Raw genomic sequence first — 16,745 nt, forward strand, 5'->3', positions numbered from 1 at the left:
TGCCCGGCTCAGAAGGTGACCGGCAGCTCGTCGATGCCGAAGACGAAGGAGAGCTGCCGGAAGCTCAGCTCCTCCGCGGGCACGGCGAGGGCCAGGTCCGGGAAGCGGCGGAGCAGCGCGGGCAGCACCACCCGCAGCTCCATCCGGGCCAGCTCGGCGCCGATGCAGCGGTGGATGCCGTGCCCGAACGCGAGGTGCCCGCTGCTGGGCACCCGGGCCGGGTCGAAGGTGTCCGGGTCCGTGCCGGCGCTGGCCGGGTCGCGGTTCGCGCCGCTGAGCGAGGCGATGACGACGTCGCCGGCCTTGAGCTGGTGGCCGTCGATCTCCAGGTCGTGCTTGGCGAAGCGGGGGAAGGCCACCTGCACCACCGACAGGTAGCGCAGCAGCTCCTCGACCACCCGGTCGACGTCCTTGCGAGAGCCGCCGCGCACCAGCGCGGCGTGCGCCGGGTCGCGCAGCAGCACCATCGTGGACAGCGAGATCATCCCGGCGGTCGTCTCGTAGCCGCCGGTGAAGACCCCGTCGGCCAGCCCGGCGAGGTCGACGTCGGAGATCAGGTCGCCCTCGTCGCGGATGATCTGGCCGATCAGCCCCGGGCCGGGCTCCTTGCGCTGCCGGGCGACGGCGTCGAAGAGGAACTCCCGCTGCTCGGAGACGGCGCCGAAGGCACCCGCGGCGCCACCGGTGGCGTCGAAGCGCTGCACGCCGAGGCGGGCGAAGGCGTCGCGGTCGTCGAGGTCGAGGCCGAGCAGCGCGCAGATGGTCTGGAACGGCACCGGGAAGGAGACCAGCTTGGCCAGGTCGGCGCCGGGGCCGGCGGCCTCGAGCTCGTCGAGCTGCTGCTCGACGAAGCGCTCGATCATCGGCTCGAGCCGGGCCAGCCGGCGCATCGTGAACTCGGGGGTGACGATCTTGCGCAGCCGGGTGTGCACCGGGGCGTCGGTGAAGCCCAGGCCGCCGACGTCCTCGGCGGTGGTCGGGCCCGTGCCGGGCAGCAGGTGCCGGATGTCGTTGCTGTAGCTGTCCCGGTCGGCCAGCACGGCGCGCACCTGGTCGTGACCCGTGACCAGGTGCACCCGGAAGTCGAAGGGCAGCTTCAGCCGGTGCACCGGGTCGGTGGCGCGCAGCTGGGCCAGCCGGGGCACCGGGTCGGTGCCGACGCGCTGCAGCGGCACCTTCGCCTTCTCCGGGATGAAGGTGAGGGCGGAGAGGTCGATGCCCTTGCGCTGGATGCGGCGGGCGACGAGGCGGCCGGCCCAGGCGCGGGCCCGGGACCTCACTGCTGGTGCCACTCGGCGGCCCCGCAGACGGCGCCGGGCCGTCGGGACAGTGCGCTGGCGGTGCAACCGGTCCGGGGTGCCGAACACGAGGCCCCTTCCGGGATGTCGAAGACGATGTCGTCTTCGTACTCCAGGACCCTCTCCGTGATCAAGGCCGCCACGCCCCGGCGGGTCGCCGGGCGCCGCATCCGTCACACGTGCGCCACCGGTTCGGGTGCGGCCGCGGAGAGCCCCGGGCGGGGAACGGGGCGGGCCGCGTGCCAGCCGCAGCCCAGCTGCAGGGCCAGGGCGGCGAACAGGACGACGAAGGGGCCGGTCCAGCCGGTACCCGCGTACAGCCGGCCGACCAGCAGCGGACCGGTGGCGGCGAGCAGGTAACCGGCGCCCTGGACGAACGCCGACAGCGAGGCGGTCTGCGCCGGGGTGTCCGAGCGGAGCCCGATCAGGGTCAGCGCCAGCGGGTAGGTGCCGCCGCCGACGCCGAGGAGCACCGCCCACACGCAGGCGCCGGCCACCGGCGCGGTCAGCATGACCAGGTAGCCGGCGAGGTAGCACAGCGCCAGGGCGACGACGACCGGCCGGGGCGAGGCCAGCCGGGTGGCCAGCCGGGGGACGACGAGCGACACGGGCACCGCCAGCGCCAGGCTCAGGGCCAGCAGCCAGCCCGCCGTCGCGGCCGGGACGCCGGAGTCCCAGGCGAACTGGGCTGCCCAGCCCACGGTGACGAAGGCCATCAGGGACTGGGCGCCGAAGTAGCCGGCCAGGGCCCAGCCGGTGGTGCTGCGTGCCGGGCCTCGGACCGCCGGGCGCCCGCCGGCCGGTGCGGGCGCGGGACGGCGGGCGGCGACCGCGAGCCACAGCAGCGCGGTGACCGCGGCCGGGAGCGCCCAGACGCCGATCGCGGTCCGCCAGCCTCCGGCGGCGGACCCGCGGCCGGCCCACTCGGCCAGCGGCACGGTGGTGCCCGCCGCCAGCGTGGCGCCCACCGCCAGGGCGGTGCTGTAGGCGGCGGTGAGCGATCCGACCCGGTCGGCGAAGTGCTCCTTGACCAGCACCGGCAGCAGCACGTTCCCCACCGCGCCACCGACCAGCGCCAGCGCGGTGCAGGCCAGCAGGGTGCCGGGGGCGTCGCTGACCGCGCGGAGCAGCAGCCCGGCGGCCATCAGCGCCATCGCGGCGGCGAGCGTGCGGTAGGAGCCCAGTCGTCGCGCGGTCGCCGGTGCCGCGGACCCGACGACGGCGAAGCAGACCAGCGGCAGGGCGGTGAGCTGCCCGAGCAGCTGGGCGGACGCGCCGGTGCCCGCCCGGAGCTCGCTGAGCACCGGTCCGATGCTGGTCACGGCGGTGCGCAGGTCGAGCGCGGTGAGCAGGACCGCGGCCAGCAGCAGCCGGCCGGCTCCCCGCGACGTGCGGTCCAGCGGCTGGGAGAGCGTGCTCGTCATCGGCCCGCGGCGGCGTGCCGGGTCACCGGCGCCAGGGCCGGGAGCCGGGTGGCGGCACCGGTGACCCGGACCCGGGCGCTGCCCGGCACGAGCTCGACGAGCAGCCGGCTGGGGGAGCCCATGTCGGCGCCCTGCAGCACCGTCAGCCTCCCGGTGGCGGGCGCGCGACCGAGGTCCCGCAGGTAGCCCCCGAACGCCGCGGCGGCCGCTCCCGTGGCGGCGTCCTCGACCACCCCGCCGGGTGGGAAGGGGTCGCGGGCGGAGAACGTGGCGGGGTCGTCGGCCACGAACAGGTGGACGGTGGTCCAGCCCTCGGCGGCCATGAGCTGCTGCAGGGCCGGGAAGTCGTAGTGCAGGTCGCGCAGCCGGGCTCGAGTGCGCACGCCGAGCACCAGGTGGTCGTTGCCGGCCGAGGCGACGGCGGCCGGGAACCGGGGGTCGAGGTCTGCGTGCGCCCAGCCGAGGGCGGCCAGGGTCGCGTCCAGCTGGGCGGCGGTCGCCGGGCGGCTGGTGGCGGGCACGGAGGTGAGGGTCGCCGTCGTCCCGTCCGGACCGGACGCCGTCGTGACCTCGACCGGGCCGGCGGCCGTGGCGAGGAGGAGCCGGCCCGGCCCGTCCCGCTCGGCCAGCGCGACGGCCGCCGCGACGGTGGCGTGGCCGCAGAAGGCGACCTCGGCCAGCGGGGAGAAGTACCGGACGGTGTGCTGGCCGGGGGCGGCCCCCGGGACGAGGAAGGCGGTCTCGGAGTACCCGACCGCGGCGGCGGTGGCGAGCATCGCGGCCTCGGTGAGGCCGGTGGCGTCGAGGACGACGCCGGCCGGGTTGCCGCCGCGGCCGCCGTCGGTGAAGGCGGCGTACCGCAGGACTGGGGAGGACATGGACCCACCATCGAGCTGACCGGCGATCGCGTCCAACGAAGATGCATGATGACGGCCATCGGCTTGGCCGATAGCCTGTTGCGGTGGAGACCGAGCTGCTGCGCACCTTCCAGGCCGTCGTCCGGGCGCGCAGCTTCACCGGGGCCGCCGCTGAGCTCGGGTACGTCCAGTCGACGGTGACCGCCCACGTCCAGTCGCTGGAGCGCCAGCTCGGCACCCGGCTGCTGGACCGGCTGCCCAGCGGTGCCGTCCCGACCGCGGCGGGGCTGCGGTTGATGCCGGCGGCCGGGGACCTGTTGGCCCTGGAGGAACGGTTGCGCCGCGAGGTGCCGGAGGCCACCGGCCCGCTGTCGGGGGCGGTGACACTGGTCGCCCCCGAGTCGTTGTGCGCCCACCAGCTGCCGGTGCTCATCGCCGCCATGCGCGAGCACGCGCCCGGGGTGCGGCTGGCGCTGCGGCCGGCCGGCACCGCCCGCGCGCTGCAGGGGGTGCGCGACGGGGAGGTCGACGCCGCGCTGGTGGTCGATGCCGGGCTGAGCGCGCCGGACCTGCGGGTGCGGCACGTGCGCGACCTGCCGCTGGCGGTGCTGGCGGCCCCGTCCTCGCCGCTGACGCGCGGGCGGCGCAGCTGGGCGGACGTGGCGCAGGAGTGCGCGCTGCTGCTGGAGGAGGGATGCAGCTACAGCGACGCCGCGGCCACCCTGCTCGCGGCGGCCGGGCAGCCGCCGGTCAAGCGCTCCCGGTTCGGCAGCGTGGAGACGGTGAAGCGCTGCGCCGCGACCGGGCTGGGGGTGACGGTGCTGCCCGTCGTGACCGCCGAGCGCGACCTGGCCGACGGCACGCTGGCCGTGGTCGCCGGCCCCGAGCTGCCCGACCACGCCGTCGTGCTGGTCACTCACCCCGGCCGAACGTCCACCCCCGCGGTCGACCTGCTGGTCGACCTGGCGATGGACCTGCTCGGTGGACCCGCCGGCGCCCGTCCCCGGCAGGTGGCCTGACCGGTTGGGCACCGCCGCTCCCGGATACCGGGAGCCGGTGACGCGACTGCAGTTCGACGGCTGGATCCTCGGGCTCGGCACCACGTCGGGCACCCGGGTCGTCCTGGGGCACTGGGCGCGCTCGCCGCTGGGGCCGATCTCCGACGTGATGGTCCAGCGCCCCGACGGCCACCGGGTGCTGCTCGCGCCGACCGAGGAGGTCGCCGCCTTCGTCGGGAGCACCTACACCTTCGACGAGGTGCGGCTGGTCCCGGTGACGGTCGGCCGGCCCGACGGCACGACCTGGACGGTCGACGCCGGCCCGCTGCAGGGGCGCGTGCGCACCGGGCCGCGGCCGGCGTTGGGCCGGCTCCTGCACGCGGTGCCCGCCCGGCTCGCGCGCACCCCGGCCTGGGTCGGGCTGCTCGACCTGCCGGCTCGGCTCAGCACCGGCCTGCGCACGAAGGGCTCCGCCGGGAACGGCCGGACCGAGTGGTACGGCGTGCAGGACCTGCACACGCTGACCGGGGTCGACGCCCGCTGGGACGGCGAGCCGCTGGGGGCGCTCACCGCGGTGCGGCCGCCGGTCACCTTCGGCTTCGGCTCGGTGCCGCCGCGGCCGTCGGTCGTCCGGGTCATGACGACCGTGCAGCTGCCCTGACGTTCAGCCGCCGACCACGACGGCCCACTCCCGCACCGTCCAGCCGGTCACGAGCCCCCGGACGACGTAGGGGTCGGCGGCGGCGAACGCCTCGACCACCTCCCGCGGGGCGGTCCACACCAGCAGCGCCCGGTCGAAGGGGTCGGGCAGCGCGCCGGCCAGCAGCAGCTCACCGCGGTCGTGCGCCGCCCGGGCCAGCGCGAGGTGCTCCTCGCGCAGCGCCGCCCGGCGCTCGAGGTAGTCGTCGGCCAGCGCGTACTCCAGGACCAGGTACATGCCCCGACCCTCACACACCGCCGCCCGGGCGGGTCGGTTTCCCCGGCGCCGGGGCGGGCACTGGCCAGCGGACGAGCAGTCCCCCCAGGAGGCACCATGCGCGCGATGACGTACCGCGGCCCGTACAAGCTGCGGGTCGAGGAGAAGGACAAGCCCCGGATCGAGCACCCCAACGACGCGATCGTGAAGGTCCAGCTCGCCGCCATCTGCGGCTCCGACCTGCACCTCTACCACGGGCTGATGCCGGACACCCGGGTCGGCCACACGTTCGGCCACGAGTTCATCGGCGTCGTCGACGAGGTCGGCCCGTCGGTGCAGGACCTGCAGGTCGGCGACCGGGTGATGGTGCCCTTCAACATCTTCTGCGGGTCGTGCTGGTTCTGCGCCCGCGGCCTGTACTCCAACTGCCACAACGTGAACCCGAACGCCACGGCGGTCGGCGGGATCTACGGCTACTCGCACACCACCGGTGGCTACGACGGCGGCCAGGCCGAGTACGTGCGGGTGCCCTTCGCCGACGTCGGCCCGGTCAAGATCCCGGACTGGATGCACGACGAGGACGCCGTCCTGCTCACCGACGCCGCCGCCACCGGCTACTTCGGCGCCCAGCTGGGCGAGATCGCCGAGGGCGACACCGTGGTGGTGCTCGGTGCCGGGCCGGTCGGCCTGATCGCCGCCCAGTCGTCGTGGCTGATGGGCGCCGGCCGGGTCATCGTCATCGACCACCTGCCCGAGCGGCTGGAGAAGGCCCGCACCATGGCCCACGCCGAGACGCTCGACTACGACGAGCACGACGACATCGTCGTGGAGATGAAGAAGCAGACCGACTTCCTCGGCGCCGACGTGGTCATCGAGGCGGTGGGCGCCGAGGCCGACGGGAACGCCCTGCAGCACATCGCCGGCACCAAGCTCAAGCTGCAGGGCGGGTCGCCGGTCGCGCTGAACTGGGCGATCGACGGCGTCCGCAAGGGCGGCACCGTCTCGGTGGTCGGCGCCTACGGGCCGATCCCGAACGCGGTGAAGTTCGGCGACGCGCTGAACAAGGGGCTGACCCTGCGGATGAATCAGACGCCGGTGAAGCGGCAGTGGCCACGGATGTTCGAGCACGTCCGCAACGGCCACCTCACCCCGCGGCAGATGGTCACCCACCGGTTCCCGCTGGAGGACATCTCCGAGGCCTACCACGTCTTCTCGAGCAAGCTCGACGGCTGCATCAAGCCGCTGATCCTGCCCAGCGCGTCCTGAGAGCGGAGCCCACCATGACCGAGAGCGACATCCCCAGCGCCTACGTCCGGGACAAGCGGACCCCACCCCCGAGCCGGGAGGAGCTGCGGGCCCGCATCCCCGGCTGGGGCGCGGACCTCGACCCGGCCGACCGGCCGTCCTACCCGAAGCTGCAGTACCCGGCGCAGACCGGCGCCCACTGGGACTTCCCCGACCGCCAGCCCGGGTCCGCGGGGCGGGAGCGGTCGATCGAGCACGCCTTCGTCACCCCGGCGTTCGGCACCGCGCAGCCGCTGCACGGGCTCTCCGGCGCCATCCGCCGGTTCGCCTACGAGCGGTTCAGCGAGGGCCGCAACGCGCACTGGCTGCTGCTCATCGTCGGTGACCGGGTCGACGCCTGGGGGAGCCACCTGCGCTCGTTCGCCTCGCTGCACCCGGACAACCCGGTCACCGAGACCGGCGTGCTCAGCGAGCTGTCCGCCAGCGGGACGGCGCGCAGCGGGCGGTCGGACCGGCGGCACCAGCTCCTGGACCCGGTCGTGGTCGCCGGGCCGTGGGTCGCCGGGGCCGGGGCTGCGTTCCTGGGCGTCCGGAAGGTCGTCCGCGCACTGCGCGGCTGACCCCGGCTCAGCCGCTGCCGGGCGGTGCGCGCAGGAGGACGCTGACCCGATGGACATCACGACCGTCAACGACCGGCACCTGTACTCCGCGACGGTCCGGCTGCGCGACCCCGGGCGGCCCGAGGGCTCGGTAGAGCTGGCCGGGCGGGTCGTCCGGTTCGGCCCGCCCGGCTGGCTGACCGTCGCCGACGGTCCGGGGGAGGGCAGCGACATCCAGCTGGTCCCGACCGCGCAGGTGCTGGCGGTGACCCACCTCGGCGAGGTCGACCGGCCGGTCGGGGACCACGGTGCCGCCTGACCGCACCACCTGCGGGTAACGTCCCCCCGGACGTCGCACGGCGTTCAGCCCCTCCGCTGGCGGAGGGAGATCGGCGGTCCTCGTGGGCCCCACACATCCGCACGCACCCGACGCCCCGCGGCGTCCCGACCCCCGCGACATGCCGCGGCGGTCGGTGCTCGTCGCCCGCCCCGTGGTCGTCGACCGGCCCGCTCCGGACGACGGCCCGGCGGACCCGGACGCAGCGACCCCCACCCCGCGGGCGTGACCCTGCCGTGCTGAGCACCGCCGTCGTCCTCCCGGGCGGCACCCCCGACGTCCCGGGACCGGCCACGGTGGGCGCAGCACTGCCCGTCGTCCCCGAGCCGGTGACCGACGGCTGCGGTGACCGGCTGGTGGTGGTCAGCGCCACCGCCACCCCGGACCGGCCCTCGGCGACCCTGCTCGCCGCTCAGCAGCTGTCCGACGAGGCCGACCGGCGCCCGCGCCGGGTCCGCGGGCTGGACACCTCGGCCGGGGACCGCCGGCTGCGCCGGCAGCGCGCCCTGCTGGCCGAGCGCCGCGCAGAGCGGTCGCACTGCCCGGGCACGTGAGCCCCGGCCCGCCCGGTCAGCCCCGGTACGCGGGCACCGACCGCGGCGGCCGCCGGCCCGCGGTGGCGGCCTGGCGCAGCACCTGCGCGTACAGCCGCTCGTAGCCGTCGGCCATCACGGCGGGGGAGAACCGGCGGCGGGCGTCCGCCGCGCACGCCTCCGGGTCGAGCTCGTCCAGCCGGGACAGCGCGGCGGTGAACCCCACCTCGTCCGCTGCCAGGAACCCGGTCACGCCGTCGTCCACCAGCGACGGCAGGCACCCCAGCGCCATCGCGACGACCGGCGTGCCGGCCGCCAGCGCCTCGCAGACCGCGGTGCCGCCCGGCTCGGGCCAGCGCACCGGGGTCAGCACCGCCCGGGCCCGCCGCAGCAGGTCCTCCTTGGCGGGCCCGGAGACGGTGCCCACCCAGCGCACCCGGTCGCCGTCGACGTACGGGGCGACGTGCTCGGTGAACCACGCGACGTCGGGGTGCTCCGGACCGGTGCGCGCCGGGTCGGCCAGGGCCGCGTCGAGCTCGGCCCGGTCCCGGTACGGGCCCACCGGGCCGGCCAGCACCAGCGGGATCCCGGCGGCGCGGCAGGCCCGCACCGCGGTGTCGACGCCCTTGGCCGCGCAGAGCCGGGAGAGCACCAGGACGAAGTCCGCGCGCGCGGTGCGGGGCAGCGGCGGGCCGGCCGGCAGGGGCACCGCGAGCGGCACCGCCCCGAGCGTCTGCCGCCGCAGGGCCGCGGGCCCCCGGGCGACCTGGGAGCGGGAGACGCCGGCGAAGAAGACCCGGTCCCGACCGTCGAAGGCGGCGTAGAACTCCGCGTTGCGGTGCAGGTCCCAGTGCAGCGTGTGCAGCGCCGGGGGCGCCTCGGGGCCCAGCGCGGCCAGCAGGGCCGGCCCGACCACCTGCAGGTGGGTGTGCACCAGGTCGAACGGCGTGCCGGCCGACGCCTGCCGTCGGACCTCGTCGACCACGGCCAGGGCGTGCGTCGTGGCCACGCCGGCCGCGTCGGCGTAGGAGTCGGCCAGCCGGCCGAACTGCCCCTGCGCGAAGGCGGACACCCGGCCGTCGCTGGGCAGCCGGCTCTCGCCCACCGTGGCCAGCACCACCTCGTGGCCGCGGCGGCGCAGCTCGGTGGTCAGGGTGGCGACGACGTTCTCCAGCCCGCCGTAGCCGTCGGGGGGCACGGCCAGCCACGGGCCGGCGTCCATCAGCAGCCGCAGTCGCGGGCCGCGCGGCGACGGCACGGCCGCCGGGAGCGGGCGGACGTGCACCGACCGGGTGCGGGCGGTCGGCCGGTGGGGAGCGCCTGGACGCATGGCGGAGTCCTTCCGTCGTGCGGCGCCGTCGGCGCCGCCCCCCGTGCCAGTGGTGCCGGTCACACTGACCGATCCGGGCGCCGAGCGCGACAGGGTGTGCGACGGTGCTCGGCGTGACCTCTGCGCGCAGGCCGCCCCCAGCCGGGACCAGCAGTATGCGGAGCACGACAGCCCGGGCAGCCGGTGCCGGACGACGTCCGGGTGAACAGTGAGCGACCTGCGGGTGGGCGTGGTCGGCGCCGGCGGGGTCGGGGCGCGGCACGCCCGCACGCTGGCCGGCCTGCCCGACGTCGAGGTCGTCGGGATCTGCGACCCGGTGCCCGCCGGCCGGGACGCGCTCGCCGCGGAGCTCGGGGTCGCGCCGCTCGCCGACCTGGGCGCACTGCTGGCGGCGCGGCCGGACGCCGTGTGGCTGTGCGTGCCGCCCTTCGCCCACGGTGAGCCGGAGCGGGCGGTGCTCCGCGCCGGCCTGCCGTTCTTCGTCGAGAAGCCGCTGGCCGCCGACCTCGGGACCGCCGAGCGGGTGGCGGCGGCCGTCGCCGATGCCGGGGTGCCGACGGCCACCGGCTACCACTGGCGGCACCTGGACACCGTCGCCGGGGCGCGGGAGGCCCTGGCCGGTGCCCCGCTCCGGCTGGTCCAGGCCCGGTGGTGGGGCACGACACCACCGCCGGCCTGGTGGTCGCAGGCCGACCGCTCGGGCGGCCAGGTCGTCGAGCAGGCGACCCACGTGCTGGACCTGCTGCGGGTGCTCGCCGGCGAGGTCGCCGAGGTGACCGGCCTGGCGGCCGCGTCGACCACCGCGGGCCGGGACGTGCCCGACGCGACGGCGGCGGTGCTGCGGCTGGCGTCCGGCGCGGTGGGCACGGTGACGACCTCGTGCGTGCTGCCGGCGCTGACCGCGGCCGGGCTGGACCTGGTGGCCGACGGCGTCGCGGTGCACCTCACCGAGACCGCGCTGCGCACGGCGACCCCGGCGGGGGAGACGACCGCCGAGCCCACCGTGGACGCGCGGACCGCCGTGGACCGGGCGTTCGTCGACGTGCTCCGCGGCCGCCCCGCCGCACCGGGGCTGGTCGACGTGGCCGAGGCGCTGCGCACCCACCGGCTGGCCTGGGCGGTGGCCGAGGCCGGCCGGACCGGCACCACCGTGCGGGTGACCGGGTGACCCGGCCGCCGGTGCGCACCCTGGTGGTGCCGCGCCCCGGCGTGCTGGAGGTCGCCGAGACGCCCGAGCCGCCGCTCGAGGACGGCCGGTTCCGGGCGGCGACGGTGGTCACCGGCCTGTCCGCCGGCACCGAGCTCACCTGGTTCCGCGGCACCAGCCCCTACCTGGCCACCGGGTGGGACGCCGAGCTGGGCCTGTTCGGCCGTGGCGAGCCGCAGGGCTTCCCGGTGCGGCGGCTGGGCTACATGGAGGTCGCCCGGGTCACCGACAGCCGCACCCCGGCGGTGCCCGAGGGGTCGCTGGTCGCGATGGCCTACGGGCACTCCACCGTGGTGCACGGCGACCCGGTCACCCAGCACGTGGTGCAGCTGCCGGCCGGGCTCGACCCGCTGCTCGGCGTCTACGTGGCCCACCTCGGCCCGATCTGCGCGAACGGCCTGCTGCACGCCGCGGCCGACGTCGGCGGCAGCGAGCTGGCCGACGGCGTGCGCGGGCGGCTGGTCGTGGTCACCGGGGGCGGCGCGATCGGCCTGCTCGTGGGGCTGCTCGCCCGGGTGCACGGCGCCGCGGAGGTCGTCGTCGTCGACCCGACACCCCTCCGCCGGGCCGCGGCCACCGCGCTGGGGCTGACCGCCGTCGACGACACCGCCGAGGTGGCCCGGGAAGTGAAGACCCGCTGGCGGCACGGGCCGGCCGACCACGGCGCCGACGTGGTGTTCCAGTGCCGCGGGACCGCGGCCGCCCTGGCGACCGCGCTGCGCTGCCTGCGGCCGCAGGGCACGGTGGTCGACCTGGCCTTCTACACCGGCGGTGCCGGCGAGGTGGCGCTGGGCGAGGAGTTCCACCACAACGGGCTGTCGGTGCGGGCAGCGCAGATCGGCCGGGTGCCGCGCGGGCTCGGCTCCGCCTGGGACCGCCGCCGGCTCTCGCAGGAGACGCTGGCCCTGCTGCGCGAGCACGGGGACGCCGTCCGCGCGCACCTGCTCACCGACGTCGTCCCCTTCGACGACGCCCCGGCGCTGTTCACCGAGCTGAGCGAACGGCGCCGGCACGTGCTCTCCGCGGCCTTCGCGGTCTGAGCGGTGCCCCGCCCCGACGGGCGAGGCACCGCTGGCGTCACGGGACGAGGATCGCCCGGGTGCCGGGCAACCGGCCGCCGTCCAGGTCGTCGAGCGCCTCCAGCGCGGAGGCCAGCGGGTACTGCTTCGTGGAGAGGGTCACCAGCCCGCGGGCGGCCAGCGCCATCAGCTCGCGCAGATCGGTGTAGGAGCCGACCTTGTTGCCGACGATGCTGATCTCCCGGTTGATGATCTCCAGCGTCGGCACCTCGACCGCCCCGCCGTAGCCGATCACGTAGTACGAGCCGGTGTCCCGGGTCATCGCGATGCCCTCCGCCTCGGTGCCGTGCTCGCCGACGAAGTCGAACACCACCTCCGCGCCGGTGCCGCCCAGCGCGTCGAGCACCTCGGCGACGGTGTCGTCGCCGGCCTGCACGGTCCGGTGCGCGCCCAGGCTCGCGGCCTTGGCCAGCGCGTCGGCCGACCGGTCGACCACGGTCACCTCGGCCGGCGTCATCGCGAGCAGGCACTGCAGGCCGATGTGCCCCAGGCCGCCCGCGCCGATCACCACCGCCCTGGCCGTGGCGGGCAGCAGCGGCACGGCCTTGCGGACGGCGTGCTGGGCGGTCAGCCCGGCGTCGGCCAGCGCCGCCACGTCGACCGGCGCCAGCCCCTCGGCGAGCCGCACCACCGAGCGGGCATTGGTGCGCAGGAACTCCGCCATCCCGCCGTCCCGGCTGATGCCCGGGAACTCGCCGTTCTCGCAGTGCACGTCGTCGCCGCGGCGGCAGGGCGGGCACAGGCCGCAGGTGACCAGCGGGTGCAGGATCACCTTGTCGCCGACCGCCACGTTGCGCACCGCGTCGCCGACCTCGACGACCGTGCCGGCGTTCTCGTGGCCGATGACGTAGGGCAGGCCGACCCCGCTGGCCTCGGCCCACTGGCCCTCGATGATGTGCAGGTCGGTGCGGCACACCCCCGCCGCGTCGACGTGCACCAGGACGTCGAGCGGGCCCTGCAGCGTGGGCTCCGGGACGTCGTCGATCGACGGGGGCTTGCCGTACTCGTGCACGCGGACCGCCTTCACGGCAGCACCTCCAGGGGGAGCAGGGGACGGGAGTCGACCGAGGGGCGCGGGGCCTGGTCGGCCTCGGCACCGGGGTAGCGGGTGGTGAGCAGGCCGCGGCAGAAGTGCGCGTTGCCGTCGACGGAGATGCGCACCGAGCGGGCCCGGCGCAGCGTGGCCGGCACCGCGTCGGCCGGGGGCACCGAGCCGTCCGGGGCGAGCAGCACCGGCGACCCCGGGTCCACCGGCAGCCCGAGGGCCGCCCGCCGGCTGAGCAGGGCGTCCGTGGTCGGGCCCGGGGGCAGGTCACCGAGCATCAGGGCGCCGACCGCGGTCTCCGGCCGGGTGGGGTCGGCGCGCAGCCACGCGGTGAGCGCCCGCTCCATCGCCGCGGTGTGCGCCTTGCGCTGGAAGGTCGCCCGCAGCTCGTCGAGCGAGTCCTCCGCCTCGTGGCCGAACGTGCCGCGGTAGCCCGCGTCGGCGGCCAGCCCCCGGTTGATCAGCTCCGAGTCGTGGTGGTCGTCGAGCTGGACCACCACCCGGCCCGCCCCGGGCAGCGCGGTGACGGCGTCCCGGGCGTCGGAGGCCATCAGCCAGGCGAAGTTCGGCGCGCAGAACGACGTCGGCAGCCGCAGGTGCACCTCGACCCGGTCGCCGTCCACCGCGACCGAGCGGACGAACCCCAGGTCGGTGATCGGCTCGTCGAGCTCGGGGTCGACGACGGAGCCCAGCGCGGTGCGGACGTCGGCCTCGGTCAGCCGGGTGAGCAGGCTGGTCACCAGTGCCCCCGTCACGCCATCGCCAGGTCGGCGCTGCCCGGCTCGCGGGGACCGGTCGCGGTCTCGTCGGCGTCCGGGAGCTGCAGCTCGGCCGGCACCGGGACGTCGTACATCTTCGCCGCGTTGAGCCCGAGCACCTTCTTCTTCTGCGCGGTGGTCAGCGGCCCGTACTCGGTCATGTCCGCCGGGATCTGGAAGTCGACGAACGCCTCGACCAGCCACTTCGGCGTCCAGAGCGCGTAGTCGCTGGAGAACTGGATGCGGTCCTCGCCGATCCAGTACATGAGCTCGCCGATGATCTGGGCGAAGTAGCGCGGCCGGGTGTGGATGAACGGCATCGCCACCGCCAGCCCGGCGTGCACGTTGGGCTCCTGGGTGGCGATCCAGCAGAAGTCCTCCAGCCGGGGCAGCCCGCAGTGCTCCACGACGAAGTCGAGGTCGGTGAAGTCGGTGGCCGCGTGGTCGACGTCGGCGACGTCGAAGGCGTCGCGGTCCAGCGGCCGGATGGTCGGGCCCTTGTGCACGTGGATGTTCCGGATGCCCAGCTCGCGGCAGACCTCGAGGTACCGGTAGGTCCAGGGGTCGCTCAGCTTGTAGCCGCGGGAGTCGCCGTGCCACTCCGCGGTGTAGAGCTTCACGCCCTTGAGACCGAAGCGCTCGGCGTCCGCGCGCAGCTGGTCCAGGCCCTGCTCGCCGTTGCGCGGATCGAAGTTGTGGTTGTACGTCAGCTTGTCCGGGTGCTGCTGGGTCAGCGCCCAGGCCTCCTCGGTCTGGCCGAAGCCGCGGTGGTAGAACTCGCCCAGCGCGGCCGGCTGGAAGACCGCGTGGTCGACGATGCCGTCGGCGAAGACGTCGCGCATCAGCCGCTCGCCGCCCTGGTAGAGGTACTCCTCGTAGGGCCAGACCTCGGACTCCGGGCTGAGGTTGCGGTGGTAGTCGTAGAAGCAGTCGATGAACTGCTTGCCGTGCACGTTGCGCTGGTTCTCCGGGCGGGCGTCCCACAGCGCGATGTGCGCGTCCACGATGAAGTACTTCTCGCCGTCCTTGGTGTACACGGGTCCTCCTCGACCGGTACCGGCTCGTCGAGTGCGAGCTGGGTCACACCGGACGCTAGGACGGTCGCGAGCCCTCGCGAGGGGGTCCGGTGTCTCACTTTGAGACACCGGGGCCCTGCGGCCGCCGGGCCGGGACGGCGACGATGGGACCGGCGGCGGCCTACAGTCGGCCGCGACGCAACGGCGCGTCTGGAGGTGGTGCCCCGTGACGGATCTCCCTGCCGTCCGGCCGCGGGCCCGGGTGCGGGCCTCCTGGGCGCGCAGCGAGCGGTACGGCGTCTCGCCCGAGGCCGTGGAGCCGGTGTTCAGCGGCTCGCTGTCGACCGACTCGCTGTTCTACGAGTGCGGAGCCGAGGTGCTCGGCCGGCTGCACGGCACGCTGGTCAACGAGCCGCTCGGGCTGATGATCACCGACGCCGAGGGGCTGGTGCTGGCCCGCTGGTCCGAGGACGCGGACATCAACCGCTCGCTGGACCGGGTGCACCTCGCGCCGGGCTTCTACTTCGGCGAGCGCACCGCCGGCACCAACGGGCTCGGGCTGGCGCTCGCCGACCGGGTGCCGGCGCTGGTGCGCGCCGACGAGCACTTCGTCGCCCCGCTGCGCCGGTACACCTGCGCCGCGGTGCCGGTGCTCGACCCGCGCAGCGGCGACCTGGTCGGCAGCATCAACATGACCACCTGGTCCGACGCCTCCTCCGACCTGCTGCTGGCGCTGGCCCAGTCCGCGGCCGGCAACACCAGCGCGCTGATGCACGTGCGGGCCGGCGGCCACCCGGTCCGGCCGATGCCGCGCGGCGAGGTCTTCCACGTCTTCGCCGACCGGCTCCCCGGTGCCGGCCCGGACCCCTGCCCGTCCCCGGCCTGGCGGGCGGCCGTCGCCGCGGCCCGGGAGGCGGTCGCCGGCGGGCGGCTGCTGGCCGTGGTGGGGGAGCCGGGCGCCGGCAAGTCCGCCGTCGCGACCCTGGCCCGGCACGGTGGCCGGCGCCGCGAGCGGGTGCTGGTGGCCCGGCCGCCGCAGGCCGCCGACGTCGGCTCCTGGCTGGCGCTGTGGGCCCCCGAGCTCACCGCCCGGGACACCTGCGTGGTCGTCTCCGGCGCCGACGTGCTGCCGGCCTGGGCCGCCGACGAGCTCGCCGCCGTCCTGGGGACGGCGACCGGGCCGCTGCGGCCGGTGGTGCTCACCGCGTCGACGCTGGACGCCGTGCCGGCCTCGCTGGCCGCGCTGGTCGACTCGGTGGTCGAGGTGCCGGCGCTGCGGCACCGGGTCGAGGACGTCGAGCCGCTGGCCCGCTCCTTCGCCCGCGAGCTGCGGCACCGCGACGTCGAGTTCACCCCGCGGGCGTTGCGCGCGCTGGCCGCGCACTCGTGGCCGGAGAACGTGCGGGAGCTGCGCTCCGTCGTCCGGGAGGCGGTGGCCCGCACCGACGTCGTCGACGTGCACCACCTGCCGCCCGCGGTGCTCAGCTCGGGCTCCCGCACCCTCACCCGGCTCGAGCAGCTGGAGCGCGACGAGATCCTGCGCTGCCTGACCCGGCCGGGCACCACCGCCGTGCAGGCGGCCACCGAGCTGGGGCTCTCCCGGGCGACGCTCTACCGGAAGATCGCCCAGTACGGGCTGCGGGTGCCCGGCCGGGTCGCGGACCAGCCCTAGCCGGCCGCAGTGCTCGCGCCGGCCGGCGCGCGCAGCGCCGCCTGCATCGCGGCGTCGTCCAGGTAGGCCTCGAAGCGGGTCACCACCCCGTCGCGGACGGTCCAGACGTGCACCTCGGCCACGTCGAACCCGGCTCCGTTGGCCCGGACGACGCCGCGCGTCCGGCCCACCTGGACCACGTGCCCGTCCCCGTCGGCGAAGAGCTGCTGGCTCTCCGGCACCGACGCGACGTGCCCGGTGAGCGTGCCGAGGAAGTGCCCCAGCCCGGCGTGCCCGTGGTGGGTGCCGCCCCAGGGCAGGGCGGGTGACTGGGCCACCGTCCCGTCCTCGGCGAACCGCGCCGTGATCGCTGCGACGTCCCCCCGGCCGAACGCCTCGTACACCCCGCGGACCACCGCCAGGTCCTGCTGCTCTGTCGATCCCATCGTCTG

At 76.0% G+C, this 16,745-nt stretch carries 18 protein-coding genes; 9 read left to right on the forward strand and 9 right to left on the reverse strand.

Translation table 11 applies throughout. The annotated features are described in order from the left end of the window. Window positions 1-8 precede the first annotated feature (8 nt). From FHX36_RS03950 to FHX36_RS03960, 3 genes are all read right to left on the reverse strand, one after another. Complete coding sequence (locus FHX36_RS03950; RefSeq protein ID WP_258372917.1) at window positions 9-1,280, reverse strand: cytochrome P450; 1,272 nt, start codon at window positions 1,278-1,280, stop codon at window positions 9-11. 191 nt (window positions 1,281-1,471) lie between these two features. Further along, entirely contained in the window at window positions 1,472-2,722 is a 1,251-nt protein-coding gene (locus FHX36_RS03955) for an MFS transporter (protein ID WP_183513513.1), read from the reverse strand. Beyond that, window positions 2,719-3,600, reverse strand: a complete 882-nt coding sequence (locus FHX36_RS03960; RefSeq protein WP_110553062.1) for a PhzF family phenazine biosynthesis protein — start codon at window positions 3,598-3,600, stop codon at window positions 2,719-2,721. The genes FHX36_RS03955 and FHX36_RS03960 overlap by 4 nt, the downstream gene beginning before the upstream one ends. An 83-nt stretch (window positions 3,601-3,683) precedes the next feature. On the opposite strand from FHX36_RS03960, the gene FHX36_RS03965 reads away from it, so the two are divergent. Together FHX36_RS03965 and FHX36_RS03970 are read left to right on the forward strand one after the other, a co-directional pair. After that, a complete protein-coding gene (locus FHX36_RS03965; RefSeq protein WP_110553063.1) occupies window positions 3,684-4,598 on the forward strand; it encodes a LysR family transcriptional regulator in 915 nt (304 codons plus the stop codon). Window positions 4,599-4,635: 37 nt separating this feature from the next. Continuing rightward, complete coding sequence (locus tag FHX36_RS03970; protein WP_181428844.1) at window positions 4,636-5,238, forward strand: hypothetical protein; 603 nt, start codon at window positions 4,636-4,638, stop codon at window positions 5,236-5,238. A 3-nt stretch (window positions 5,239-5,241) separates the two neighbouring features. Here FHX36_RS03970 and FHX36_RS03975 read toward each other — a convergent pair whose 3' ends face one another. Then, on the reverse strand, window positions 5,242-5,514 hold the full coding sequence (locus FHX36_RS03975; RefSeq protein ID WP_110553064.1) for a YciI-like protein: 273 nt from the start codon (window positions 5,512-5,514) through the stop codon (window positions 5,242-5,244). Between the two features lie 96 nt (window positions 5,515-5,610). Between FHX36_RS03975 and FHX36_RS03980 the strand changes: the two genes are divergently transcribed. The 4 genes from FHX36_RS03980 to FHX36_RS03995 all read left to right on the forward strand — a co-directional run bounded on the left by FHX36_RS03980 (window position 5,611) and on the right by FHX36_RS03995 (window position 8,228). After that, window positions 5,611-6,759 (forward strand): zinc-dependent alcohol dehydrogenase, encoded by a 1,149-nt coding sequence (locus FHX36_RS03980; RefSeq protein WP_110553065.1) that lies wholly within the window; start codon window positions 5,611-5,613, stop codon window positions 6,757-6,759. A 14-nt stretch (window positions 6,760-6,773) separates the two neighbouring features. Further along, a complete protein-coding gene (locus FHX36_RS03985; protein WP_110553066.1) occupies window positions 6,774-7,358 on the forward strand; it encodes a hypothetical protein in 585 nt (194 codons plus the stop codon). 49 nt (window positions 7,359-7,407) lie between these two features. Beyond that, window positions 7,408-7,656 carry a hypothetical protein gene (locus FHX36_RS03990; protein WP_110553067.1) on the forward strand — a complete coding sequence of 83 codons (249 nt, stop codon included), beginning with the start codon at window positions 7,408-7,410 and terminating at the stop codon, window positions 7,654-7,656. 254 nt (window positions 7,657-7,910) lie between these two features. Then, window positions 7,911-8,228 (forward strand): hypothetical protein, encoded by a 318-nt coding sequence (locus tag FHX36_RS03995; RefSeq protein ID WP_110553068.1) that lies wholly within the window; start codon window positions 7,911-7,913, stop codon window positions 8,226-8,228. Between the two features lie 16 nt (window positions 8,229-8,244). Here the strand turns inward: FHX36_RS03995 and FHX36_RS04000 are convergent, their stop codons facing one another. Then, window positions 8,245-9,537: a glycosyltransferase gene (locus tag FHX36_RS04000; protein ID WP_281371726.1), complete on the reverse strand. Its 1,293-nt coding sequence runs from the start codon at window positions 9,535-9,537 to the stop codon at window positions 8,245-8,247. 208 nt (window positions 9,538-9,745) lie between these two features. On the opposite strand from FHX36_RS04000, the gene FHX36_RS04005 reads away from it, so the two are divergent. Together FHX36_RS04005 and FHX36_RS04010 are read left to right on the forward strand one after the other, a co-directional pair. Further along, window positions 9,746-10,705: a Gfo/Idh/MocA family protein gene (locus FHX36_RS04005; RefSeq protein ID WP_110553069.1), complete on the forward strand. Its 960-nt coding sequence runs from the start codon at window positions 9,746-9,748 to the stop codon at window positions 10,703-10,705. Next, window positions 10,702-11,784 (forward strand): zinc-dependent alcohol dehydrogenase, encoded by a 1,083-nt coding sequence (locus tag FHX36_RS04010; RefSeq protein ID WP_343056567.1) that lies wholly within the window; start codon window positions 10,702-10,704, stop codon window positions 11,782-11,784. Before FHX36_RS04005 ends, FHX36_RS04010 begins: the two co-directional genes overlap by 4 nt. A 37-nt stretch (window positions 11,785-11,821) precedes the next feature. On the opposite strand, the gene FHX36_RS04015 is transcribed toward FHX36_RS04010, so the two are convergent. Genes FHX36_RS04015 through FHX36_RS04025 form a run of 3 tightly spaced genes read right to left on the reverse strand, consistent with a single transcriptional unit; the run spans window position 11,822 to window position 14,663 of the window. Further along, window positions 11,822-12,850 carry an NAD(P)-dependent alcohol dehydrogenase gene (locus tag FHX36_RS04015; protein WP_110550282.1) on the reverse strand — a complete coding sequence of 343 codons (1,029 nt, stop codon included), beginning with the start codon at window positions 12,848-12,850 and terminating at the stop codon, window positions 11,822-11,824. Next, the gene (locus FHX36_RS04020; RefSeq protein ID WP_110550283.1) at window positions 12,847-13,608 is read right to left on the reverse strand and encodes an iron-sulfur cluster assembly protein; all 762 of its coding nucleotides are present in this window, start codon (window positions 13,606-13,608) and stop codon (window positions 12,847-12,849) included. The genes FHX36_RS04015 and FHX36_RS04020 overlap by 4 nt, the downstream gene beginning before the upstream one ends. An 11-nt stretch (window positions 13,609-13,619) precedes the next feature. Then, on the reverse strand, window positions 13,620-14,663 hold the full coding sequence (locus FHX36_RS04025) for an amidohydrolase family protein (RefSeq protein WP_110550284.1): 1,044 nt from the start codon (window positions 14,661-14,663) through the stop codon (window positions 13,620-13,622). A 205-nt stretch (window positions 14,664-14,868) separates the two neighbouring features. Here FHX36_RS04025 and FHX36_RS23780 point away from each other — a divergent pair, with 205 nt between their 5' ends. Continuing rightward, window positions 14,869-16,314 carry an AAA-type ATPase lid domain-containing protein gene (locus tag FHX36_RS23780; RefSeq protein ID WP_183513514.1) on the forward strand — a complete coding sequence of 482 codons (1,446 nt, stop codon included), beginning with the start codon at window positions 14,869-14,871 and terminating at the stop codon, window positions 16,312-16,314. On the opposite strand, the gene FHX36_RS04035 is transcribed toward FHX36_RS23780, so the two are convergent. Further along, window positions 16,311-16,739, reverse strand: coding sequence for a nuclear transport factor 2 family protein (locus FHX36_RS04035; RefSeq protein WP_181428771.1), 429 nt, complete (start codon window positions 16,737-16,739; stop codon window positions 16,311-16,313). The genes FHX36_RS23780 and FHX36_RS04035 overlap by 4 nt on opposite strands. Window positions 16,740-16,745 lie beyond the last annotated feature (6 nt).

The organism is Modestobacter versicolor (assembly GCF_014195485.1).
GTDB lineage: Bacteria > Actinomycetota > Actinomycetes > Mycobacteriales > Geodermatophilaceae > Modestobacter > Modestobacter versicolor.